Raw genomic sequence first — 23503 nt, 5'->3', positions numbered from 1 at the left:
AATGAAGGCGATCCGTAATTCATCTTTATGGAAAATGATCTTTGCTTTTGCCGTATCATTTTTGCTCTTCTTTCAGGGGCAATTGGCTTTTGCTCAGGGTGATTCTGCCCCATCACCTGCGCAATTGTCTGAACAGCAGTTGGGGAGCATTGGCACGGATCAGATTGAAACTTACTGGAAACAGGTTGTAGATGACAATAATGGGTACCTGCCGGAAACGAATCCAAATTTCAAAAGCTTTGTTCAGTCCGATAAGCAAGGATTTTTAAAAAAGCTTTTTGGTGGGCTTCTCCGTTTCTTCCTTAATGAATTGATTGTCAGCAGCAGCCTTTTGGGTACTCTGATCATGCTTTCTGTGTTCTCCACTTTGCTGCAAGCGATCCAATCCGCTTTTGAAGTCAAGACTGTTTCGAAAGTCGCTTATATTGTGGTCACACTTGTCCTGCTTGTTCTCTTACTTAATAGTTTTAGATTAGCAGCTGGCTATACGGCCGATACGGTTCGTACCATGAGCCAATTTCTTATTGCACTTATTCCGTTGATATTTGGACTGACCGCAGCGGCCGGAGGGGCGGCTTCAGTCGCCTTCTTTCATCCACTAATTATTTTTCTGGTCAATATTTCCGGATGGCTTGTATCCGTATTTATCATGCCCCTCCTTTTCATGTCTGCCCTTCTGGGTATTGTCAGCACTCTTTCAGAATATAAACTCACTAAATTAAGTGACCTCCTGCGAAACATTGCTCTCTTCACACTCGCCGCTTTCTTTGCTGTATTTCTTGGTGTTATGTCAGTCCAGGGGGCGGCTGCAGCAATTTCAGACGGACTGATGGTCAAATCCGCTAAGTTCTTCACTGCAAATTTTCTTCCGGTGGTTGGACGCATGTTTACTGAGGCGGCAGACACAGTCATTGGAGCCTCCGTCATACTTAAAAATACAGTAGGCATTGCCGGCCTTCTCATACTATTCTGTATCACTGCGTTCCCGCTTCTCAAAGTGCTGTCACTGGCATTTATCTATAACGTGGCCGCTGCCGTACTCCAGCCTCTTGGAAAAGGACCAGTTACCGACTCACTGGTGATTATGGCGAAAAGTATGTTTTATCTTTTTTCAGCCCTTGCAATTGTTTCGCTGATGTTTTTTCTGGCGCTTACTATAATCATCACATCCGGAAATATTTCTCTGATGGTGAGGTAGGAGGGACGCTATGGGGTATCTTGAAGGCTGGGTCTCACAACTGGTAATGATTGTCTTATTTGCCGTGATTCTTGAACTTTTGCTTCCTTCAGGGGGATTTCAAAAATATGTGAAGCTCGTTCTCGGACTTGTTCTCATCGTAGCCTTAATGGATCCTGTAATCAAACTGTTCCATATGGATCCGGGACAGATTATAGGAGGCATCCCGACTCAGCACGGAAGCAGCCAATTAACGTTGGAAACAAACCAGCAAAAAAAAGAAATAGAACAGGCGCAGGCAGCATATATTCATGAAGAGGTGGCTGTCCAAATGAAGAATCGCGTGAAGGAGGAGTTAAATGGACGGTACGGACTGGAGATCACAAACCTGGTATTATCCGCGAATCAGGGAAACACACAGAATCTGTCACTTAAAAGCATTACGGTCGTCGCTGCAAAATCGAAGAAAAATGGCGGTACCGGGGGAAATAGTCTTTCAGCTGTCAGGCCCGTTGATGAAGTTTCAATCAACATAGGGGATCAAGTCCGTCAGAATAAGACAGGCAGTACATCCGCTGAGGCGGACAAGATCCGTTCCTTTCTTGCAGGGCAATGGGGGGTTGACGAGAAAATCATCTCACTCCGGATAGAAGGGGGGGATTAATGCCATTGTCTTGGTTGACGGATTTTATAAAAAAATGGCTTAAAAGTGCGCTAGGGAGAGATGGTGAGCCGGAAAGAAAACAAAAATCAGCCATAATCCGGCTAATCGTCCTGACAATGATAGGAGTTGCCCTGCTGCTTGGGAACAGAATGATTGCTGCCCCTCAAAATGCGGCGCAGACAAATGGCAGCCCTGTATTCAGCAGTAAAGATTCGCAAAAGCTGTCTGACATCAAATCGGGTAATGGAAACAATTCCGCAGGATCTATAGCGAATTATGAAGACTACGTGAATCAAAATCTGAAAAACATCCTGGAACAGATACAGGGCGTTTCAGAAGTATCGGTAATGGTTACTTTTTCATCAACTGAAAAAAATATTTATCAGAACAATATAAAAACTCAGGACAATCAGACAGTTGAAAATGATCAGAAGGGCGGAACACGTCAGGTCAATGAACGCAGCCAGGACAGTCAGGTTGTGATGGTCGATAAAAACGGGGTCAAAGAACCGGTTGTGATTGGAAAAGAACAGCCGACCGTGCGCGGTGTCATTGTCGTCGCGAGTGGTGCAGATCAACCGGCCATCCGTGCGGAAATCATGGACGCTGTTGCGACAGTCATGGATATCCAAACTTATCAGGTTAAAGTTTTACAGAAAAATGAATAAGGAGGCTTTAAAAAATGTTAAAAAAACAAACAGTATGGCTGCTTACAATGCTCAGTCTAATTGTCGTTCTGTCTGTATACGCCCTGACTGCCCCGGACAAGCCTGCGAGCAGTCTGACTAATCAACAGAAAAATCAAAGTCAGGCGACAGCAGGGAAAAACGGGGCCGCCGTAACCACAAGCGCAGCGGATAATAAATTGGGACAAATTGAACTGGACAAAGCCGACGAACGAAGCCAGCTGCAGAAAAAATATGAAGGTGTGATTGCCTCTCAGAAGAGTACGGCGGAGCAGGTGAGCGCCGCATATGACAACATGGAGTCCATGAAAACACTGGCTAACGCGGAAATGATGCTGGAAGACGTGATCCAATCTAAAGGCTATAAAAATGCAGTTGTGAAAACAGCAGGGAGTCAGGTTCAGATCTATGTGGATGCCAAAAACCTGACGGATCAGCAGGCCAATGGAATTATCAGACTCGCTAATGAATATCTGGGAGCAGGCAGGGTAGTCAGTGTCAGTTATAATCTTAGTTCAAAATAGAAAGGACACACGGCCTAACTTATACGAGACTAATCCGGAATCTATTAATGTGACCGAATAAGATTTGACAATTTTTGAAGATTTTTTGAACAAAATTAGGTACAATAGAAACTGTTGCGAAAATCCGCAGCAGTTTTTTCAGCTTTTTGCTCCATATGAATTGAGCAAAATCAGGATGGACATCATCTTGATTGGCAGCAGGTAATGCGACTGAATCTTATTCAGAAGATAGAGGACAATATGGATTGCCGTTAAGACTGTATCTGTCATACAATCCGGGAAAAATTGAGGGATGATATGATATAATGAGTTGAAAAGCGGCTAGGACAAAGGAGTGCTTGGTTTGTTAAGTATTGATGAAATTAAAACTTTGATGAAGGAAATGGATTCATCGTCAATTAGTGAATTGAAATATGAATCTGAGGAAACGAAAATTACATTGCGCAAAACATCTGCGCTGACTGAGAAGACTGTAATTCAGCCCACGCCGGTTCAAGTCGCCGCTCAGCCCGCGGCAGCTCCAGAGGTAGCAGCGAAAACGGACAGCAATGCAGCGCCGGAGCAGGAGCCCTCATTACACAAGATTACGGCTCCGATGGTAGGGACATTCTTTTCCTCACCAAAGCCGGATGTGGAAGCTTATGTCCGTAAGGGATCAAAGGTCGATAAAAAGACAGTGGTATGTATTGTTGAAGCGATGAAGTTATTCAACGAGATTGAAGCGGAATGCAAGGGGACAATTGTTGACATTCTTGCAGAAGACGGCCAGCTCGTTGAATATGGTCAGCCATTGTTTCTGGTAAAGGAAGATTAAGGAGTTAGTAGTCCATGATAAAAAAAGTACTCATTGCGAATAGAGGAGAAATTGCGGTTAGAATCATCCGCGCTTGTAAAGAATTAAATATTGAAACGGTAGCCATATATTCACAAGCGGACAAAGAAGCGCTCCATGTCCAGCTTGCGGATGAGGCTTACTGTATCGGTCCGAACGCGCCAAAAGACAGTTATCTGAACTATACCAACATCATCAGCGTTGCCTCGCTGACGGGTTGTGACGCGATTCATCCGGGTTACGGTTTTCTATCGGAAAACGCCGACTTTGCTGAAATGTGCGAGGAATGCGGCTTGCTTTTCATCGGTCCGCCGTCTGACGCTATTAGTAAGATGGGAATAAAAGATGTTGCTAAACAGACGATGAAAAATGCGGGTGTGCCGGTTGTCCCCGGGTCAAACGGCGTGATTGAGGGCGTTGAGGAAGGTGTCAAAATTGCTAAGGATATCGGCTATCCCGTATTGATAAAAGCGACTGCCGGGGGAGGCGGAAAGGGCATCCGTGTGGCGCGAGATGAGAGTGAACTCCGCCATGGGATCGCCATTACCCAGCAGGAAGCGGACACCTCATTCGGTAATCCTGGCGTTTACATTGAAAAATATATTGAAGATTTTCGCCATGTAGAGATACAAATTCTTGCAGACAAACATGGAAACGCGATTCATCTCGGCGAACGCGACTGCACCATTCAGAGAAGGCTTCAGAAGCTGCTCGAAGAGTCACCGTCCCCGGCCCTGGATGAGCAGAGACGTGAAGAGATGGGGATGGCTGCTGTGAGGGCGGCAAAAGCTGTTAACTACAGCGGAGCAGGTACTCTTGAGTTTATTTATGAACCGAATGGTTCTTTCTACTTCATGGAAATGAATACCCGAATACAGGTTGAGCACGGTGTGACGGAATTTGTCACAGGAATTGATCTTGTGAAAGAACAAATCCGTATTGCATCCGGTGAACCGCTCTCTGTGAAACAGTCGGATATCCATCTAAAAGGGCATGCTATTGAATGCAGAATCAATGCCGAAAATCCAGAAAAAAATTTCATGCCATCATGTGGCCGTGTTGATACCTATCTACCACCGGGCGGCCCGGGAGTCCGTATTGATTCCGCAGTTTATCAGGGATATTTTATTCCCCCTTACTATGATTCCATGGTGGCAAAAGTGATTACTTACGGGAAAACCAGGGATGATGCTCTTTCGATAATGAAGCGCGCACTTGGAGAGTATGTTATTGAAGGAATCCATACGACAATACCTTTTCACTTGCGTCTGCTCAATCACCCCGTTTTCGTCAGTGGAAAGTTTAACACTAAATTTTTGAAGGAAAATCCGCTGAATGAACAGGACTAATTTTTTGGAGGTGTGATCATCATGCCGGAAAATGAAAATAGATCGGTTGAAGTGGAAGATCAGAGTGAAGATCTCGGAAAGATTGAAATTTCTCCCGAAGTCATTGAAATAATTGCGGGACTTGCGGCTGTTGAGGTTGCAGGTGTCGGCGATATGCATGGCAACTTTGCATCAGGTGTCGTTGAGAAGTTGAGCGGCAGGAAGTACGGCAGAGGAATAAAAGTAGATCTCACTGATGAAGGCATTGTTATTGATGTTCAGCTGACAATGAATTTCGGCGTTCCGATACCTGAGGTTGCTGAGAAGGTTCAAAGCAACATAACACGTACGCTAAAGAGAATGACAGCACTTGACGTTCATGAAATCAATATCCATGTTGTCGGCATTCACTTCAGCCAAAAGGATAAGAAAGAGGCAGAGGAGGAATAAGAAGCAAGGGGAAGTCAAGTTTCCCTTTGCTTCTTTCCGTGTCTCTGATAAAGAAAACTTGGCGATGCCAAGCCTTTGGTGCAGGCTGAGCCCTAGTTGCCTTTACACTATAATCCTTAAATTTTAATACTTTCCTATAGTGTAAAAAAATCGCGATGCAGATTGAGAGAGGAAGTTTGTGATGAATCGGAGACAGGCGAGGGAAATGGCCCTGCAGGTGCTTTTTCAGATGACGCTGAGCAGCACAGACCGGGAAACGGCAATTGATGCCGTGAATGAAAATGGATTGCCAGTCGATCCTTATGTCAGCCGTCTGCTTGATGAGATCGGCCTGCATGAGAAGGAGATTGATCAGCTGATCAAAGAACATCTGGTTAATTGGTCATTCGACCGGATTGGAAATATTGATAAGACAATTTTACGGCTGGCGGTCTGTGAAATGATGTATTTTGAAGATGTTCCGACGACGGTAAGCATTAATGAAGCGATCGAGCTGTGCCGTAAGTATAGCGATGAAGTAACCAGAAAGTTTGTGAATGGCGTTCTTTCAAGCATTTCCAAAGAAATATAATTCAGAATCAGAAAATTTATGGCACAGACTGGATATCAATAAATTCACTGTTTCGTATAAGAAGGGCGTGGGAAATATGACTGCAAAACTGATTGACGGGAAAGCCATCGCGGCTGCTAAGCGGTTAAATATGAAAACAAGGGTATCCCAATTGAGGTCGGAGGGCTTGCTTCCCGGATTAGCTGTAGTGCTTGTCGGGGAAAATCCGGCATCGAAATCCTATGTTAAGGGGAAAATCAGAGACTGCGAGGAAGTAGGAATCCATTCTGAACTGATCCGATTACCCGAATCCGTCTCTGAAAAAGAATTGCTTGATAAAATAAGTCTATTGAATCAACGCGATGAAATTCATGGCATCCTGGTTCAGCTTCCCTTGCCCAAGCAGATCTCTGAAGAAAAAGTAATTCAGGCAATAAGCCCCGAAAAGGATGTTGATGGTTTTCATCCGGTTAATCTTGGAAGAATGATGACCAATCAGGATTGTTTCGTTCCATGCACCCCTGCGGGAATTATGGAAATGCTTAAAGCCATCAATGTTTCTGTGACTGGTAAGCATGCAGTGATTGTGGGGAGAAGCCATATTGTGGGAAAGCCGGCTTCTCAGCTTTTTCTGAATCATAGTGCCACAGTTACGATTTGCCACTCAAAAACCAATCCGCTTTCAAATTACACGAAACAGGCTGATATCCTTGTAGTTGCAGTTGGACACTCCGACTTGATCCATGCTGAAGATATCAAACCCGGTGCGGTGGTCATAGATGTCGGAATGAATCGTAACAGCGAAGGTAAACTGGTCGGAGATGTTGCGTTTGATGAAGTTTGCCAGAAGGCGGGCTTTATTACGCCAGTTCCTGGCGGAGTAGGCCCGATGACTAGAGTCATGCTTCTTGAGAATACGCTGAAGGCGGCTGAAAAAATAGTCAAAGAACGGGCCTGTGATGGAGAATGATCGTTACGTCACGGTCACACGGCTGACTAGATATATCAAGCAGAGGATGGAATCGGACAGTACGTTGCAGGAAGTTTGGTTGAAAGGTGAAATTTCAAACTTCAAAAGGCACTCCCGTGGGCATCTTTATCTGACGCTGAAGGATAAGAATGCGAGAATAAAAGCGGTTATGTTTGCGGGTAACGCGAAACAGCTGGCGTTTGAACCAGAGGATGGCATGAAAGTGCTGGTCCAGGGTTCCATTTCGTTGTACGAACCCTATGGAGAATACCAAATTTATATTCGACAGATGGAACAGGACGGGCTTGGAAGGCTCTATCTGGCCTATGAGGCCCTTAAGCAGAAACTCCAGGCTCAGGGGATGTTCGAAGCTTCTCATAAAAAACAGATTCCTGAAGTTGCTTATAGTATTGGTATTATCACTTCCCCAACGGGTGCCGCTATCCGTGATTTGTTCACAACGATCAAAAGGCGGTTTCCCGCAGCACACTTGACTGTGTTTCCGGTGTTGGTCCAGGGAGCTGACGCTGCGCCATCCATTGCCGCGGCCATTGATCAGGCTAATCGGCTGGAGAAGCTGGATCTTCTGATCGTTGGGCGGGGCGGAGGATCGATAGAGGATCTCTGGGCGTTCAATGAAGAGATTGTCGCCAACGCGATTTTCAGATCCGGACTTCCGATCATCTCTGCTGTAGGTCACGAGACTGATTTTACAATTGCAGACTTTGTGGCTGACAGAAGGGCACCCACACCGACGGCAGCCGGAGAATTCGCAGTTCCTGATGTACGGGAATTGAATCGGCACATTGATCATGATTTTATTCGTCTCACACAAACGATGAAAAACCGAGTGACTAGGGAAAAAGAACGCATGAAGAGAATCAGTCAGTCTTACGCTTTCAGATTTCCGGGTCAGTTGATTCTTCAGAAAGAGCAGGAATATGACCGGCTTACGGAACGCTTTAACAAAAATAAGGACAGACTTTTGACCGCTAAGAAAGAACAAATAGTGATTCTTGAAAGACTTCTCGGAAAAAATCGTCCGGATGAGCTTCTCAACAGAGCCGAGAATTCGTTAAAAGACCGAATTGAAAGGTTGCTAGTCTCCGGCCAGAACTATCAGCGGACCAAGCGCTCTTCGTTCGATCGGCTGACCTTGCAACTGAATGCGCTCAGTCCGTTAAAGATTATGGCAAGAGGCTATAGCCTGGCTTATAATCAGGAAAGTAAGCTTGTAAAATCTGTGAAAGATGTAGCACCAGGGGATCCGCTCATTTTGCGGATGAATGACGGAAGGATTGACTGCCAAATATGGGGGATCGAGGAGGAAAATGAGAATGAGTGATCCGAAGGAACCTGAAGAAAAAAAAGAGCCTACATTTGAAGAAGCCATGGGAAAATTGGAAACCATTGTCCGGCAACTGGAAGAAAATGATGTCCCCTTGGAAAAGGCGATTGACTTGTTTCAGGAAGGAATGTCGCTTTCCAAACTTTGCCATGACAAGCTGGAAACGGTCAGTAAAAAAATGGATCAGCTGATTGACAGCAGTGGACAATCAAGGCCGTTCACTGTTCAGGGAGATGAAGAGCAGTGACACTGCCCTTAATGGATTATATGGCTTCGAGAAAAGCGTGGATTGAAAAAGAACTTCCCGTTTTCCTGCAAAGAGCATCGATTCCTTCGAAACTTAAGGATTCCATGGTTTATTCGTTAATGGCGGGAGGAAAACGCATACGTCCTGTCTTACTTTTCGCAACACTTGACACTCTTGGGGAGAAAGAAGAAAAAGGGTTGGCAACTGCCATTGCCCTTGAAATGATACATACATATTCTCTGATTCATGATGATCTTCCCGCTATGGATAACGATGAACTCAGAAGAGGGAAACCAACAAATCATGTTGTCTTTGGTGAGGCAACGGCTACGTTGGCGGGAGATGGTCTCCTGACCTGTGCTTTTCAGATTATTGCGGCTGATGATCAGCTCAGCGATGCGTGCAAAAGCGGGTTGGTTTTGCGGCTTGCACGCGCCGCAGGACCGGAAGGAATGGTTGGAGGGCAGGAAGATGATCTCGAAGCGGAGGATAAGTTTCTGTCACTTGAAGAGCTAATGTCGGTGCATCGTCGGAAGACAGGAAAGTTAATCAAATTTCCTGTTGAAGCAGCTGCCTTGATTGCTGGTGCTTCGGAACAGGAGGAAAAGTCTCTCTCAGGCTATGCGGATCATCTTGGACTCGCTTTTCAGATTGGCGATGATATTCTGGATATTGCCGGAAATGAGAAAGATCTTGGAAAACCGATAGGAAGCGACTTGGTTAATCATAAAAATACCTATGTCAGCCTGCTGACTGTGAACGGTGCGAGAGAGAAGCTGGCTGAACATATCCAACGGGCGAAAGGATTCCTCAGCGAGGGAAAATTTGATGGAGGCATTCTTTCAGAACTGGCGGACTATCTGCTGCACCGCACTTCCTGACGCTTTTCCAAAGGGATATTTGAGAAACGAATGAAAATATGTTAATATATTTTGTGTATCTCACGCAGGTGGTGCAGTATTCTAGTCACTCCACTTTATTTGAAGACGGGGCTAAAAATCCGTCAAAGGGCACATCGATGAAGTTCCTGGTGCCGGCTTAAGGCGCCCAGCTTTGGGCTAGTGCTGGGAGTAAAGGGCGTAGGGCGATCCGCAATGGCATGTGGGCGAAGACCCTGCGTCCGTGGAGACACGTACGTTGTTTGCTTTTAGCATAATGACTAAGTGGAAAACCTGTTTGTAAGTACTTTTATAAGGAAAGGCAAACAGCGTAGCCTGCCTTGAGTGGAAAAGAGGGGATAGAGGCGCGTAACCAATGATTGCTTGGCCGGCGTCACTGGCGTGCGACTTCTTGAAATCAATTCTGCAAAAGAGGCTAGAATAAAGTTCAAGAGTGCCTGAGGAAATCTCCTAGACTGTCTGTACTTAGGTGTAGCGTCTGAAAAGGATTATAGTGCGGTCTGAGTGGCGTTCCAGTTCGGCGTGCGGGCGACTTCGCTGGTCAGGCTTTAAAAGGAAACTGCCCGTATGGCAACATCGGGTGGCTTGACGGGAAAACCTACTGGACCTAAGCCGCAATGTTTACTTTTCAGATGACCTCCTGCTTTACATAATAAGCATCAGAGATGAATATGGTTTATATAAGGATGTGAAAGGCCTGTTTTTTGATCATGTGGATGATTGAAAACTGGATTATTAATGAAAAATGAACTGAAAAAGTCATTAAAATGGGCTCTGCCCTTAGCCGTTATCACGCTCGTGCTGGCGGCTATTTTTTCAATTATATCGACGGCAGTGCTGAACAATGCCGGAGTTATTTCCGGTATTGCGGTTGTGCTTGTCATTATTCTTATTGCTCTTTTTTTTGATATAATTGGCGTGGCTTCAACTGCGTCCAGTGAAGCGCCGTTCCATTCAATGGCTTCAAAGGGAATGAAGGGAGCCAGATATGCGGTCTGGCTGACAAAAAATGCGGATCGTGTGAACACATTCTGTACGGATGTTATTGGTGATATCAGCGCGATCATCAGCGGAACTGCCGCATCCGTGGTAGTCGTCGAACTGCTGGCAGTCATTGCTTCTAAGGACGGCGGAGCGCTGGAATATGTGCTGTCTGTTATTGTGACATGCCTTGTCGCTGCGACAACAGTGTTTGTAAAAGCACTTGGTAAAACTTATGCCATCAAAAATTCGACGAAGATTATCTACAAAACAGGCTATGTCATCTACTTTGCAGAATGCCAGCTTCATCTTCCAATCCTCAATATCCTTGACAAAAAGGGAATTAAAGAAAAAACAAAAAAAAGGAAAAGGGGGAAGTGAGCCAATGGATGTGACTTTGATTAAAAACCCTAAGTTTCTGAAGAAAATGTCCATCGGGCAGATGAACGCCCTTGCTGCGGACATTCGGCACTTTTTAATAAAAAAACTCTCAAAAACAGGCGGGCACCTCGGACCCAACCTTGGTGTCGTTGAACTGACGCTGGCACTGCATAGAGTGTTCAACAGTCCGTCTGATAAACTGATCTGGGATGTCGGGCATCAGTCCTATGTTCACAAGATACTGACTGGCAGAGGCGACCAGTTTGACTCTCTCCGTCAATTTCATGGTTTATGCGGCTTCCCTAAAAGAAGTGAAAGTGAACATGATGTCTGGGAGACTGGCCACAGTTCAACTTCTTTGTCAGCTGCATTGGGTATGGCGGTAGCAAGAGATCTGAAAAAAGAAAAATTTGATGTTATTGCGATCATCGGAGACGGTGCGCTGACTGGGGGAATGGCCCTTGAAGCGCTTAATAATATCGGCCAGCTAAAAAAAGATATGATTATCATTTTGAATGACAATGAAATGTCAATCGCTCCGAATGTCGGTGCGATGCACAACATGCTCGACAGGATCCGCTCTGCGGAAAAGTATAACCGGGCAAAAGAAGATATTGAATACTTGATGAAGAAGATACCAGCATTCGGGGGGCGGCTTGCCTCTGTCGCGGAACGTGTGAAAGACAGACTGAAATACATGGTTGTATCCGGTGTGTTTTTTGAGGAGCTGGGTATTACTTATCAGGGTCCGGTTGATGGCCATAATCTGAGCACTTTAATTGATAATTTAGAGCTTGCGCGCAAAAGAAAAGGTCCTGTATTGATTCATGTTCTGACACAAAAAGGAAAGGGATATAAGCCTGCAGAGATGGATTCAATCGGTACGTGGCATGGCCCCGGGCCCTACAAAATCGAGTCTGGAGCGTTTATTAAACCTGTTACCGATGCTCCTTCATACAGCAAAGTTGTTAATGATTCCTTGGAAGAACTGGCGAGAAAGGACAAGCGGATTGTTGTGATTACACCTGCCATGGTTGTTGGTTCCAAACTGGAAGGCTTCGCACGGGAATTTCCTGATCGGCTTTTTGACGTCGGAATTGCCGAACAGCATGCGGCAACTTTTGCGGCAGGGCTGGCAACGCAGAAAATGAAGCCGGTTTTGTCCATCTATTCCACGTTTATGCAGCGTGCGTATGATCAGATGATCCATGATGTCTGCCGTCAGAATCTGAATGTTGTCATCACCGTTGATCGAGCGGGTCTAGTTGGCGCGGACGGGGAGACGCATCAGGGTGTATTTGATATCAGTTTTCTCCGCGCGTTACCTAACATTACAATTATGATGGGCAAAGATGAAAACGAACTAAGAAATATGATTTATACCGCCATTAATTACGATAATGGACCAATTGCAGTCCGTTTCCCCAGAGGTAACGGGTATGGGGTTGCATTCGATAAAGAACCAGTCAGGCTGGAGATCGGAAAGTGGGAAGTTCTCCGTGATGGAAACGATGGGGCGATCCTTTCTTTCGGTCCGATGCTTAAAGTGGCTATGGAAGCTGCTAAATCATTGCAGTCGGAGGGTATTCAAATCTCTGTGATTAATGCCCGCTTCATTAAACCACTTGATACAGAATTACTGAAAAAGCTTGCGGCTCATAAAATGCCAATTCTGACCCTTGAAGAGAGCATTTTGGCCGGAGGTTTTGGATCAAGTGTACTTGAATTTTATTCAGAATGCGGCATTCATGATCAGACGGTTGAACTGATGGGAATTCCCGATCGGTTCGTAGAACACGGCAGTGTTAAGGAATTACTGAAGGAACTCGGACTGACCAGTGAGAGAGTATGTACGCGGATCAGGCAAATGTTGAAAAATTCAAAGGAACCTGACCAAACAGAACGTCAGAGGATCACACTGCCATGAAGGATAAGGAACGTGTGGATGTACTTCTTGTAAGAAACGGACTATTTGAATCCCGTGAAAAAGCTCAACGCGCTGTAATGGAGGGTATCATCTATATAGGGGACCAGCGCGTCGATAAACCGGGCAGCAAGCTTGACAGTGCTGCCAAACTTCAGGTGAAGGGTCATACGCTTCAATATGTAGGACGCGGCGGCCTTAAGCTGGAGAAAGCACTGAAAGTTTTTCCTATTGATGTCAGAGGAAAATTGATGCTGGATATTGGGGCGTCAACGGGGGGGTTTACTGATTGCGCACTGCAGAACGGAGCATCAAAGGTCTATGCGCTTGATGTCGGTTACAATCAGCTCGCCTGGAGACTACGCAGTGATCCGCGTGTCATTGTTATGGAAAAAACCAACTTTCGATATGCTGAACCTGCCAATTTTCAGCAGGGCATTCCGGACTTTGCGACGATCGATGTATCCTTTATTTCACTTAAAAAAATTCTCCCACCCTTGATGAAGATCCTCATACCCGGGAGTTACGTTGTGGCTCTGGTCAAGCCACAGTTCGAAGCAGGAAGAGATGAAATCGGTAAAAAGGGTATTGTCCGGGATCCGAAAATCCATAATCAAGTGTTGAATCAGATCCTTCATTTTGCTATTGATCTGGGTTTCAGTCTCTGCGGTCTCGATTTTTCTCCCATCACGGGCGGAGACGGCAACATTGAATTTCTTGCCTTGCTTAAGACGGATAACAAGAAGAATGATGAGGGAATTTCTGATCAGATTGAATCGGTTGTCACGCGAGCTCATCAAATACTGGACAAACGAAAAAAAGAACTCGAATGAGCGCACAGCCGTGCGTTCTTTTTTTCGGATGAACATCGATAAGGCGTGCCCTTTGTCAATCATTATAATCGGGCAAATTTTCAGTAGAGTGCAGCAACCTTTCTGTTTCGAAAATATTGACGAAAAACAAAAAAAAAGAGAGAATATTCATAGAACCTACGTTCGTTTTTGAAAGGGGCGTCTGTATTGCTGCTGGAGCTTCAGGTTATTAACTTTGCGATTATAGATAAACTCAGGATTTCATTTGAAAATGGGATGACAGTCTTCACAGGTGAGACTGGAGCAGGCAAGTCAATAATTATCGATGCAATCGGCCTACTCGCTGGAGGACGTGGATCCTCAGAATATGTGCGACATGGGACTGACAAAGCGGAGATCGAAGGATTGTTTGAGATTGACGGGCAGCATGAAGTTCTTCCGATACTCGAAGAACTAGGCATTGACCGGAACGATAATCTGATCATCCTGCGCAGAGAAATTTCTACCAGAGGTAAAAGTATCTGCAGGGTTAACGGGAAGCTGGTCACACTCAATGCGCTTCAGGGAATTGGTCATCGATTGATTGACATTCATGGACAGCATGAGCATCAACTTCTCCTAGAGCCCGAACGTCATCTGCCGTTGATTGATCTGTTCGGTGGAGAAGCGTTGGCTCAGCTTAAACGGGATTACAAAGATGAATATGAGAAGACGTCGGATATTGCGGCTCAATGCGAACGATTTAATAAAAATGAAAAGCAGACAGCCCAGCGAATTGACCTGCTCCAGTATCAGATCAAAGAAATCGGTGAGGCGCAGCTTCAGGACAGTGAAGATGATAAGCTTACCGAAGAAAAACGCCGTCTTGTGAATTTTGAAAAGGTATTTCAGGCACTAAAAACGGGCTATGAAGCACTTGAGGGCGAGAATAGGGGCCTGGACTGGCTAAGAAACGCATCCGGGTGTCTGGAATCGGTACAGGATCTGGACAGCAATTTGAAGAATTATGCAGAATCCATTTCTAATTCGTACTATATTTTGGAAGAACAGTCCTCTTTGATCCGTGATTATCTGGAGCAAATGGAATATGATCCGGAACGCCTTGATGATATTGAAGTCAGATTGAATGATATCCATCTTCTCAAGAGAAAATATGGTACAAGTATCAGAGAAATTCTTGATTATTTCAAAAAAATACAAAACGAATATGAAGACCTGACTCATCGTGATGAAAGATATGATGAATTAAATGAAACTTTTCACAAACATATGGATAAATTGCGGAAAAAAGCGCTGGTCATTTCGAGTATGCGAAAAAAAACAGTAATCCAATTAAATCAGGCCATAAACCATGAGCTGAAGGATCTCTATATGGAGCATGCTCAGTTTGATGCCCGACTGCATCAAAAGGACGATCTTGAATCATTTATCAATTATCGGCCTGATGGCATTGATGATGCTGAATTTTTTATAACGACCAATCCGGGTGAACCTTTAAAACCGCTTGCCAAAATTGCTTCAGGCGGTGAACTGTCACGTATTATGTTGGCCATTAAATCAAACTTTAAAGAAATTATGGGTGTCACCTCAATCATCTTTGATGAGGTGGACACAGGGGTCAGTGGTCGTGTAGCTCAGGCCATGGCTGAGAAAATTTTCAGCCTTTCAAAATCGTCACAGATTTTCTGTATCACTCATCTGCCTCAGGTTGCGGCAATGGCGGACCAACATCTATATATTTCAAAACAAGTTACATCCGATCAACGGACCGTTACGTCCGTCAGAAAACTTAATGAAGATGAGAAAGTATCTGAAATCGGCCGAATGATTTCTGGAACGAAAATGACGGATTTGACGCGTGAGCATGCACGTGAGCTTCGTAAAATGGCGGAAAAAGTAAAAATGTAAAACCCGGGTGAATTACAATTGGCCATTCAGCGACGTTCTTTCACGTTGGTACAGCTATCCTTTATTGGGAGAAATCCATTGTTCTCCCTGCTCATAATTCTGCCCTCCTCAGGCAATTTTAATAAATGCACCGCAAGATAAGGATGCGGGACAGGAGCGAGGAGAGTGAGTCATGGGAAAGAGAAAGAAAAAGTTAGGGGTTTTAGCTGGCCTGATTCTTCTTGGATTCCTCATTGCTTTTTTCTGCATGAAGACCGGACAAATCACAGGCTATGTGTTAAAAGCAGCTGATACTGCAAAAGTTGAAGGGCAAAGTTTTCGTTCAGGACTGGCAGCCGGTTCACCAATTGCGATGGAAGTTAAAAAAATAAAAACTTTCGCTGTTCATGAGCGGCAAAAATATGTAAAAACGCAAACGGTGTTTTTCATGAAGAAACCAGAAACTTTTTCGGAGGCACATACAGGAGGAGAAATACATCTGATTCCAGGCGGGCAATCAATTGGTGTCAGGATCAGTACCCGAGGTGTACTAGTTGTCGGCTACCATCTTGTTTCCGGACCTGATGGAAAATTGTCGCCAGGTGAGAACGCGGGCATTAAAATTGGCGATGTCATTACAAAAATAAATGGTAAACCCATTACGACAATAGCGGATGTCCGGAGTCTGGTTACACATGTGGCTAAAAGTCAAACACTCACCGTGGACGTACTTCGAAGAACAGCATCGCTTCAGAAAAAATTGATACCTGTGAAGGACAGTGAAGGAAGCCTGTATGAATTAGGGCTTTATATACGGGATTCTGCATCAGGGATTGGAACAATGACTTTTTATGATCCCGAAACTTCTTCATATGGCGCTCTTGGGCATGTTATATCTGACAAGGATACAGGGCAGCCGATCATCATTAAGACAGGCCATATTGTCAATTCAACCGTTCAGGCAATTGATAAGGGGGCTGAGGGGAAACCGGGCGAAAAAATTGCTTTTTTTTCCGAAAATGCGGCAAATATCGGAAGCGTTGAAAAAAATACACCTTTCGGCATATATGGTCATCTAAAAGGGCGAGGGATGCTCAGAAGCAGCGCCTGGGATAAAGGATTGCCAGCCGCTTCTGCAGATGAAGTAAGAGAAGGCCCTGCTCAAATTCTGACTGTATTGAATGGAACTCGTGTCCAAGCCTTTGACATCCTCATTTTAAACTCGGTTCCTCAAAAATATCCTGCCACAAAGGGATTAGTCATCAAAGTCACTGATAAACGTCTGCTTCAATCAACAGGCGGCATCATTCAGGGGATGAGTGGAAGCCCGATAATTCAGAACGGGAAATTGGTTGGGGCAGTCACTCATGTTTTTGTCAACGATCCAACATGCGGCTATGGCGTTCACATCGAATGGATGCTACAGGAAGCCGGTATGGATTCATCGAAGAACCAGAGAATGCAGCAAGCGGCGAGTTAGTTCTCTATACCCCCAAACAATGGGGCAGTCTACACCAGATTGGTTAGGTTTCTTTACGCAATAGGAAGTAGAAAAATTTAAAGGAATATAGTATAAGTGCACTACGGCTTAGCCTGCGCCAAAGGCATTGCTTCGCCAAGAAGCGGTTATGTTAAAGTTGAATGATAATGCTTCTCTATGGATTGGAACGGGGGGCGCGAAATTCTTGCGGGATCAGCGAATGACTGGAGCGAAAAACAACAGACAAGATTAACAAAGCCTAAAAAATAAAATATTGTCCGACAATAGCCTGTTGTAAAAGAACGTAAAATGTCAAAATTAGTCGAATATTGGCGAATTAAGGGAAAAAAGTGAGAAAAAAGTATATCGATTTACTTCAACTGAAAAAGGAATGCCCTCCTCATTGTCGAAAAGCTAAACTGTAGAACTTTTCATGAGGGGGATTTTCTTTTGCAAACAATAAAAGTGTGCTTGACGGATGACAATCAGGAATTGATTATGCTGATTTCGGAGTTTCTGAAGACTCAGGAAGACATTGAAGTTGTGGCCACGGCAAGGAATGGACAGGAATGTCTGGAGACATTAAAAAAAGTAAAACCGGATGTACTCTTGCTGGATATTATCATGCCGCATCTTGACGGCCTTGGGGTTTTAAGGCAAATTCGCAGGAGCGAGGATCTCGCGAAACCTAAGATAATCATGCTTACCGCTTTCGGACAAGAAGATGTAACGAAAAAAGCGGTTGAACTCGGCGCTTCATATTTTATTCTCAAGCCTTTTGATATGGAAAATCTGGCGAACCAGATCCGCCTAGTGGCTGGTGAAAGAGAAACTGACGCTGTTGTTTCGAGTAGCAGCAGAATAACCACATCGGTACAGCAGAGTAACCACGATCTAAACGCGAGTATTACTGAAATTATCCATGAAATTGGCGTCCCGGCACATATTAAGGGATATATGTATTTAAGGGAAGCTATTTCCATGGTTTATCACAATATAGAACTGCTTGGATCCATCACCAAAGTGCTCTATCCCGATATTGCAAAGAAATTCAAAACCACACCAAGCCGGGTGGAACGTGCGATCCGCCATGCAATCGAAGTGGCATGGAGTCGCGGCAATGTTGAGTCCATTGCATCTTTGTTTGGTTATACGGTCTCGATGTCTAAGGCGAAGCCCACGAACAGTGAATTCATCGCCATGGTCGCCGACAAGCTTCGAATTGAGAACAGACAGGAGGAAACCCTGATTCATTAATCCGGTTACTCAAGAGGGCTTCAAGAATTGATTATATAAATTGCCACCTGTCTTAAAGCAGGTGGCAATTTAATTATTTTCTTCTTGATTGGTACTGATAAGTCAAGGCAGATAAAAATATAGCTGAGACCCAGGATTTGTCTTAAATGAATCTCTACCCTAAAAAAGAGTGAGAAATCCCATTATGCCCTGACCTTTAATTGAACCAAAATTTATCTGACGGTTTAGGACAATATTAATTACCATTAATTTTTTTTGTTGTAATATAAATTTAGTAAGTAAGATCAAAAATACATGCCAGAGAGGGTGGATATATTGAGTAAAGTAAATGATTTAAAATCAATAGTGGAGAAAATATTACGCAAAAAAGAGAGCAAACTTTCTGATAAAAATATGAATGAATTAAGCGAAGTATTCAACAATCTGAACCCTGAAGACAAAAAAAGATTAATGGACAGCGGGCCAGAAGAAGTGGCAAAAAAATGGGAAGAGCTTTATGAATTGCCGATTCAGCAAAGTAAATATTTATTAAACGATCTTTTTTTCAGGCGTTCCGGGCAAAATAACGGAGATTCAAAGCATTAAAAAGCGGAACACATCTTTAGATAATCATTTTCAAGTAATTTGAAGAGTAGGTTATGCTCTTGTGCGAGTCAAGAGGAGAAATAGGCTCTGATCATTAACTGCTTTCTTAAAGAGAAGCGGTTTTTTGTTTTGTAAATATAACTTTTGTGTTATATTAAATCAATGTGAAAAAAATACTGATACAAGTCGGTTTTGCGAGTCCTGTCCCCCCTCATTCTGTTATCCGATTCGAGTGAAGGCATTGATTTTCTGAGCATGTGAACCGTACATATTTTTCAGAAATTGTGGCAAGTTATCAACAAGCTGAACGTGTTGAGGTCTTGGAAGGTGTGAATGTTTTGACCGGTATCCTGATCGCACTGATTCCGGCTCTGCTATGGGGTACACTCCCTCTGGTTAGCACAAAAATGGGAGGAACGCCTCATCATCAGGTCTTCGGTATGACGATCGGAGCACTTGCTTTTTCAATTGTGCTTTCTTTTATTGTACCGCCTAATTTTGGCATTACAGTTATCGTTGTAGGTTTTATCTCAGGTCTTTTTTGGGCCGTCGGACAATTCTATCAGTTCGGAGCCATGAAAGTAATCGGTATTTCGAAAACGATGCCGATTTCAACCGGTATGCAACTTGCAGGGGCTTCTCTTTGCGGAGTTCTGATTTTTAATGAATGGAATACAGCCTTCCGGCTTTTCGTCGGTTTTGGTGCTTTGACTCTTATTGTGTGTGGCGTGCTGTTGACTTCACATGAGCAAAAGAGAAATGCTGAAGCAGGTGGCTCGAGCAGCATCTTGAAAGGTATTGGCTTACTGGTTTTATCCACTCTGGGCTTTATTTCTTACCTTGTCATTCTCCGCATATTTGATATAAACGGTTGGTCGGCTATTTTGCCCCAATCATTCGGAATGATATTTGGGTCTTTAATTCTTTCCGGCGGTAAAATCAGAGAATTAGCTGATAGGCGTACTTTGCTGAATGTCACATCCGGACTGATGTGGGGAGGCGGGAATATTGCTCTTCTGGTCGCAACAAAAATTGAGGGTATTGCAACGAGTTTTTCGATGTCACAGATCGGAACTGTATTGTCAACGTTAGGTGGTATATTCCTGCTGGGTGAGAGAAAAACGAAGAAACAAATGATATTCATTTTAGCGGGCTGCACATTGATCGCAATCGGTGGACTACTGCTAGGATTGACCAAGCGCTGATCCACTGATAATTTTTTGATAGCGTTCTTATTTTTTTCATCTTTTCTCATGACAGGCGGGAGAAGGAATGATAAAATAAAACTAAGGTTTTGCGGAATGTTGTCACAAAAAAGATGTAAACGGTTATTCGACTGATCTTTTTTTGGTAGCATTTTGTTCAATTTTACTATTAAGAAAATGAATGGAGCGAGTAAACAAATGGAAAAAACTTATGTCGTCACTGATGAAACTGGTATTCACGCGCGTCCGGCAACGGTACTGGTTAGTGAAGCCAGCAAATTCGAATCGAATATCAATATCGAATACAACGGCAAAAAGGCAAACCTGAAGAGCATCATGGGCGTTATGGCTCTGGGAATCATGCAGGGTGCTGAATTTAAAATTATTGCTGACGGTTCTGATGCTGATGATGCATCTGCAGCCATCGATAAGGTAATCAACGCACAGGGTATCGGCAAAGAAAAATAATTAAAGATACAATTAAACAAGAAAAGAAGGCAAGCCTTGCGATAAACTTATCGAGGGGCCTGCCTTCTTTTTTGAATTCTTAAATTGAAGTGTGTGAAAAGATATTTAGCTAAAAAAGATCCGGCGCTAAACCGGATCTTTTTGCTAAAGGATAAGCGGCGTAAGTAATGGTGCAAAAACAAGGGTAAATATGGCTGCAAGCACCATAGCAAGACTGGCGGCGGCACCTTCCTCGCTTCCAAACTCAAGAGCCTTGGATGTGCCTGCTCCATGGGCACCCATCCCAAGAAGAAGCCCTTTGGCCAGCTTTTCCTTGATATGCAGATATCTGATGACCATAGGGCCGATGATCAATCCGGAAATACCTGTTACAATGACAAATATCGCAGTCATTGTCGGCATTCCTCCGATGTCGACGGACACGGCCATGGCAATAGGAGTGGTGATCGATCTTGGCAGGAGGCTCAGAAGGTAACTGTCATTCAAATGCACGAGATGACTGAAAACACCCGAACTGATCAGGGCGACAGTCACACCGGTTGTCATGCTGATGGCAATAACTTTTAAATACTTTTTCATTACCTTTCTGAATTTATATAATGGAACTGCGAATCCAACAACGGCCGGTTGAAGCATATTGCTTAGCCAGCGGCCTCCGCTGTCATAATCGGAGTAATTGATATGAAACCCAACGAGTAACGACGATAGGATACAGGGCGCTACCAGAAGTGGAGTAAGAAAAGCGAACCTGAATCTCCTGTATATTTTTTTTGAAAGATAATACACAGTGGCAGTCAGAACAATACAGCCCAAAGCGATAAGCATGGATCAGATCTCTCCTTTTTTTCCGGCAAACCTGTGAACATAAAATTGGGCAACAACACCGGTCACAATCATGACGGTGACCGTGCTCAGAATAATGACGATCAGAAATTGTGAACCGTGCCGGAGAATCTGATCTTTGTACTGAATAATTGCGACGGCCGAAGGTATGAAGAAAAGCAGCATTTCAGACATGAGAAAACTTGCGCCGCGTTCAACAGCTGATAACTTTAAAACATTGAAATGCAGTAAAGCGAGTACTAAAAAAAGGCCGACTATACTTCCTGAGACAGGAAGGTGAGTCCAATTAACGATTAAATTGCCGAGCAATGCAAAGAAATAGAGAATGGCAACCTGGATAATCGTTAGAAAAACTTTTTTCAAAGTCACAAGACACTTCCTTATGGTTGACATATTTAAATGTGACGTTTGTCACTTTCCAATTATACAAAACATGAAATTACAGGTACAATAGATTGATAGAATGTTCGATATGCCTATCAGCTATGGGAGGCGGTCACAACGGATGTCAAGCATTTGCATTATTTTTTGGAGGTAGCTATCCAGAAAAGCTTCACGAAGGCTGCCCATCACTTGTATGTTACTCAGCCAACGATCAGTAAAATGGTCAAGGATATTGAGGACGAATTGGGCATGATTTTGCTCGACCGCTCGGGAAAAGAAGTTGAACTGACTGATGCCGGACGGATTGTGTTTGAACAATCAAGAAAAATTGTCCGGTCATTTGATCATCTGTCTGATGAATTGACCGATCTGACAAATGCCAGAAGAGGGAAACTGACGGTAGGATTACCGCCCATGATCGGGGTACATTTTTTCCCCACTATATTGGGGAAACTACGGGTCGATTACCCGGGAATTGATTTACATATTGTAGAATATGGTGCGAAAAAGGTAGCTGATTGTGTCTCGGAGGGATCACTTGAAATAGGCGTTACAGTCGGCCCGTTTGACAGGAGAACTATGGATTCATTTGTGTTCTATAATGATCCTCTTTGCCTTGCTGTTCATGAATCCAGTCTGCTTGCTTCAAAAAAAAGCGCAAGAATTCAAGATCTTAGGGCTGAATCTTTCATTCTTTTTCCTGAAGAATTTGCCTTGCGCGGAATGATTACAAAAAGCTGTGAACATGCCGGTTTTCAGCCCAGAATTGTTTTTGAAAGTTCTCAATGGGATTTCATGATTAAATTAGTTTCCGAAGGTTTCGGCATTACATTGCTTCCTATGAGTATTGTAAAAAAAGCCAAAGTGCAATCCGTCACTCTTATTCCGCTTAAAGATGAATCGCTGTCCTGGCGATTATCCATGGTATGGAAAAAAAATCATTACCTTTCTTTTGCGGCCAGAACATGGATATCAGAAACTCAAAAAGCCTTAAGCCTTAAATGGAAAAAAGGATGAAATACTGAGTGATTATTAAAAAAGAACTGATAAATATGATGTGAATATCTGGGATTAACTTTGATATCATGGATTCTAAGGGGACAATCCTTGTCAGTATGTTTATTTGTTTTGAAAAAAATCTGTCAATGTGTGCTTTTTACAAAAAAATATTTTATTTCGGAATAAATGGTTGACAGTGAAAGCAAAGATTGTTATATTGATCTGGTTGCTGTCAACGAGTATAAATTTTCGTTGACAGATGGCTGAGTAATAGGTATAATAAATACAGGTTGTCACGAATGAATGGTTGACTTTTTACATGTTATTTGATAATATGTAAAAGTTGTCTTTTAATAGTGACAACGGAATGTTCCTTGAAAACTGAACAAAAGCCAAGCGTGATGTAAAGGGTAAACCCCTTATGTCAATTCAATTTTGCTGAGGATCGAATGAACGAAGAAGAAACAAACGGAAACTGTGGTTTCCGATGCACTATTTTTGGAGAGTTTGATCCTGGCTCAGGACGAACGCTGGCGGCGTGCCTAATACATGCAAGTCGAGCGCACAGAAGGGAGCTTGCTCCCGGAAGTGAGCGGCGGATGGGTGAGTAACACGTGGGCAA

At 43.8% G+C, this 23503-nt stretch carries 24 protein-coding genes and 1 rRNA gene; 23 read left to right on the top strand and 2 right to left on the bottom strand.

The window, feature by feature from the left end; translation table 11 throughout:
* The first annotated feature begins 1 nt into the window (after position 1).
* From spoIIIAE to E4665_RS15550, 21 genes are all read left to right on the top strand, one after another.
* Positions 2-1198, top strand: a complete 1197-nt coding sequence (gene spoIIIAE / locus E4665_RS15650) for a stage III sporulation protein AE (protein ID WP_135349737.1) — start codon at positions 2-4, stop codon at positions 1196-1198.
* A 10-nt stretch (positions 1199-1208) separates the two neighbouring features.
* On the top strand, positions 1209-1841 hold the full coding sequence (gene spoIIIAF, locus E4665_RS15645) for a stage III sporulation protein AF (protein WP_135349736.1): 633 nt from the start codon (positions 1209-1211) through the stop codon (positions 1839-1841).
* Positions 1841-2509 carry a stage III sporulation protein AG gene (gene spoIIIAG / locus E4665_RS15640; protein ID WP_241654913.1) on the top strand — a complete coding sequence of 223 codons (669 nt, stop codon included), beginning with the start codon at positions 1841-1843 and terminating at the stop codon, positions 2507-2509. The genes spoIIIAF and spoIIIAG overlap by 1 nt, the downstream gene beginning before the upstream one ends.
* A 14-nt stretch (positions 2510-2523) precedes the next feature.
* Positions 2524-3051, top strand: a complete 528-nt coding sequence (locus E4665_RS15635; RefSeq protein WP_135349735.1) for a SpoIIIAH-like family protein — start codon at positions 2524-2526, stop codon at positions 3049-3051.
* Positions 3052-3394: 343 nt separating this feature from the next.
* A complete protein-coding gene (gene accB, locus E4665_RS15630) occupies positions 3395-3865 on the top strand; it encodes an acetyl-CoA carboxylase biotin carboxyl carrier protein (protein ID WP_135349734.1) in 471 nt (156 codons plus the stop codon).
* A gap of 14 nt (positions 3866-3879) precedes the next feature.
* Positions 3880-5232, top strand: coding sequence for an acetyl-CoA carboxylase biotin carboxylase subunit (gene accC, locus E4665_RS15625; protein ID WP_135349733.1), 1353 nt, complete (start codon positions 3880-3882; stop codon positions 5230-5232).
* Positions 5233-5253: 21 nt separating this feature from the next.
* Positions 5254-5661, top strand: coding sequence for an Asp23/Gls24 family envelope stress response protein (locus tag E4665_RS15620; RefSeq protein WP_135349732.1), 408 nt, complete (start codon positions 5254-5256; stop codon positions 5659-5661).
* 181 nt (positions 5662-5842) lie between these two features.
* Positions 5843-6232, top strand: a complete 390-nt coding sequence (nusB, locus tag E4665_RS15615; RefSeq protein WP_135349731.1) for a transcription antitermination factor NusB — start codon at positions 5843-5845, stop codon at positions 6230-6232.
* 76 nt (positions 6233-6308) lie between these two features.
* Complete coding sequence (gene folD / locus E4665_RS15610) at positions 6309-7181, top strand: bifunctional methylenetetrahydrofolate dehydrogenase/methenyltetrahydrofolate cyclohydrolase FolD (protein ID WP_135349730.1); 873 nt, start codon at positions 6309-6311, stop codon at positions 7179-7181.
* Entirely contained in the window at positions 7171-8526 is a 1356-nt protein-coding gene (gene xseA, locus E4665_RS15605; protein ID WP_167815226.1) for an exodeoxyribonuclease VII large subunit, read from the top strand. The genes folD and xseA overlap by 11 nt, the downstream gene beginning before the upstream one ends.
* Positions 8519-8776: an exodeoxyribonuclease VII small subunit gene (xseB, locus tag E4665_RS15600; protein ID WP_135349728.1), complete on the top strand. Its 258-nt coding sequence runs from the start codon at positions 8519-8521 to the stop codon at positions 8774-8776. Before xseA ends, xseB begins: the two co-directional genes overlap by 8 nt.
* Positions 8773-9657 carry a polyprenyl synthetase family protein gene (locus E4665_RS15595; RefSeq protein WP_241654911.1) on the top strand — a complete coding sequence of 295 codons (885 nt, stop codon included), beginning with the start codon at positions 8773-8775 and terminating at the stop codon, positions 9655-9657. The genes xseB and E4665_RS15595 overlap by 4 nt, the downstream gene beginning before the upstream one ends.
* 756 nt (positions 9658-10413) lie before the next feature.
* The gene (locus tag E4665_RS15590; protein WP_135349727.1) at positions 10414-11037 is read left to right on the top strand and encodes a CNNM domain-containing protein; all 624 of its coding nucleotides are present in this window, start codon (positions 10414-10416) and stop codon (positions 11035-11037) included.
* A gap of 4 nt (positions 11038-11041) precedes the next feature.
* A complete protein-coding gene (gene dxs, locus E4665_RS15585; RefSeq protein ID WP_135349726.1) occupies positions 11042-12964 on the top strand; it encodes a 1-deoxy-D-xylulose-5-phosphate synthase in 1923 nt (640 codons plus the stop codon).
* Entirely contained in the window at positions 12961-13794 is an 834-nt protein-coding gene (locus E4665_RS15580; RefSeq protein WP_135349725.1) for a TlyA family RNA methyltransferase, read from the top strand. The genes dxs and E4665_RS15580 overlap by 4 nt, the downstream gene beginning before the upstream one ends.
* A gap of 186 nt (positions 13795-13980) precedes the next feature.
* Positions 13981-15681 (top strand): DNA repair protein RecN, encoded by a 1701-nt coding sequence (gene recN / locus E4665_RS15575; RefSeq protein WP_135349724.1) that lies wholly within the window; start codon positions 13981-13983, stop codon positions 15679-15681.
* A gap of 172 nt (positions 15682-15853) precedes the next feature.
* On the top strand, positions 15854-17140 hold the full coding sequence (spoIVB, locus tag E4665_RS15570) for a SpoIVB peptidase (protein ID WP_135349723.1): 1287 nt from the start codon (positions 15854-15856) through the stop codon (positions 17138-17140).
* Positions 17141-17590: 450 nt separating this feature from the next.
* Positions 17591-18397, top strand: coding sequence for a sporulation transcription factor Spo0A (gene spo0A / locus E4665_RS15565; RefSeq protein WP_135349722.1), 807 nt, complete (start codon positions 17591-17593; stop codon positions 18395-18397).
* Between the two features lie 315 nt (positions 18398-18712).
* Entirely contained in the window at positions 18713-18982 is a 270-nt protein-coding gene (locus tag E4665_RS15560; RefSeq protein WP_241654910.1) for a hypothetical protein, read from the top strand.
* A gap of 329 nt (positions 18983-19311) precedes the next feature.
* Entirely contained in the window at positions 19312-20187 is an 876-nt protein-coding gene (locus E4665_RS15555) for a GRP family sugar transporter (RefSeq protein WP_241654919.1), read from the top strand.
* A 198-nt stretch (positions 20188-20385) separates the two neighbouring features.
* Complete coding sequence (locus E4665_RS15550) at positions 20386-20655, top strand: phosphocarrier protein HPr (protein ID WP_135349720.1); 270 nt, start codon at positions 20386-20388, stop codon at positions 20653-20655.
* A gap of 144 nt (positions 20656-20799) precedes the next feature.
* Here the strand turns inward: E4665_RS15550 and E4665_RS15545 are convergent, their stop codons facing one another.
* The gene (locus E4665_RS15545) at positions 20800-21480 is read right to left on the bottom strand and encodes an LrgB family protein (protein WP_135349719.1); all 681 of its coding nucleotides are present in this window, start codon (positions 21478-21480) and stop codon (positions 20800-20802) included.
* Between the two features lie 3 nt (positions 21481-21483).
* Positions 21484-21867 carry a CidA/LrgA family protein gene (locus E4665_RS15540; protein ID WP_167815225.1) on the bottom strand — a complete coding sequence of 128 codons (384 nt, stop codon included), beginning with the start codon at positions 21865-21867 and terminating at the stop codon, positions 21484-21486.
* A 147-nt stretch (positions 21868-22014) separates the two neighbouring features.
* On the opposite strand from E4665_RS15540, the gene E4665_RS15535 reads away from it, so the two are divergent.
* Both E4665_RS15535 and E4665_RS15530 read left to right on the top strand, forming a co-directional pair.
* On the top strand, positions 22015-22899 hold the full coding sequence (locus E4665_RS15535; protein ID WP_135349717.1) for a LysR family transcriptional regulator: 885 nt from the start codon (positions 22015-22017) through the stop codon (positions 22897-22899).
* A gap of 477 nt (positions 22900-23376) precedes the next feature.
* Positions 23377-23503 (top strand): 16S ribosomal RNA (locus E4665_RS15530); the annotation flags it as partial.

The sequence above is a fragment of the Sporolactobacillus shoreae genome, from assembly GCF_004684935.1.
Taxonomy (GTDB): domain Bacteria; phylum Bacillota; class Bacilli; order Bacillales; family Sporolactobacillaceae; genus Sporolactobacillus; species Sporolactobacillus shoreae.
Note: the sequence above shows the minus strand (reverse complement) of the source record. Positions and strands in the feature narration are given on the sequence as shown.

What these genes read in the sequence shown, in the direction of transcription:
- spoIIIAE (WP_135349737.1), top strand. Translation starts at nt 2, where the DNA reads ATGAAGGCGATCCGTAATTCATCTTTATGGAAAATGATCTTTGCTTTT.
- spoIIIAF (WP_135349736.1), top strand. Translation starts at nt 1,209, where the DNA reads ATGGGGTATCTTGAAGGCTGGGTCTCACAACTGGTAATGATTGTCTTA.
- spoIIIAG (WP_241654913.1), top strand. Translation starts at nt 1,841, where the DNA reads ATGCCATTGTCTTGGTTGACGGATTTTATAAAAAAATGGCTTAAAAGT.
- E4665_RS15635 (WP_135349735.1), top strand. Translation starts at nt 2,524, where the DNA reads ATGTTAAAAAAACAAACAGTATGGCTGCTTACAATGCTCAGTCTAATT.
- accC (WP_135349733.1), top strand. Translation starts at nt 3,880, where the DNA reads ATGATAAAAAAAGTACTCATTGCGAATAGAGGAGAAATTGCGGTTAGA.
- E4665_RS15620 (WP_135349732.1), top strand. Translation starts at nt 5,254, where the DNA reads ATGCCGGAAAATGAAAATAGATCGGTTGAAGTGGAAGATCAGAGTGAA.
- nusB (WP_135349731.1), top strand. Translation starts at nt 5,843, where the DNA reads ATGAATCGGAGACAGGCGAGGGAAATGGCCCTGCAGGTGCTTTTTCAG.
- folD (WP_135349730.1), top strand. Translation starts at nt 6,309, where the DNA reads ATGACTGCAAAACTGATTGACGGGAAAGCCATCGCGGCTGCTAAGCGG.
- xseA (WP_167815226.1), top strand. Translation starts at nt 7,171, where the DNA reads ATGGAGAATGATCGTTACGTCACGGTCACACGGCTGACTAGATATATC.
- xseB (WP_135349728.1), top strand. Translation starts at nt 8,519, where the DNA reads ATGAGTGATCCGAAGGAACCTGAAGAAAAAAAAGAGCCTACATTTGAA.
- E4665_RS15590 (WP_135349727.1), top strand. Translation starts at nt 10,414, where the DNA reads ATGAAAAATGAACTGAAAAAGTCATTAAAATGGGCTCTGCCCTTAGCC.
- dxs (WP_135349726.1), top strand. Translation starts at nt 11,042, where the DNA reads ATGGATGTGACTTTGATTAAAAACCCTAAGTTTCTGAAGAAAATGTCC.
- E4665_RS15580 (WP_135349725.1), top strand. Translation starts at nt 12,961, where the DNA reads ATGAAGGATAAGGAACGTGTGGATGTACTTCTTGTAAGAAACGGACTA.
- spoIVB (WP_135349723.1), top strand. Translation starts at nt 15,854, where the DNA reads ATGGGAAAGAGAAAGAAAAAGTTAGGGGTTTTAGCTGGCCTGATTCTT.
- E4665_RS15550 (WP_135349720.1), top strand. Translation starts at nt 20,386, where the DNA reads ATGGAAAAAACTTATGTCGTCACTGATGAAACTGGTATTCACGCGCGT.
- E4665_RS15545 (WP_135349719.1), bottom strand. Translation starts at nt 21,480, where the DNA reads ATGCTTATCGCTTTGGGCTGTATTGTTCTGACTGCCACTGTGTATTAT.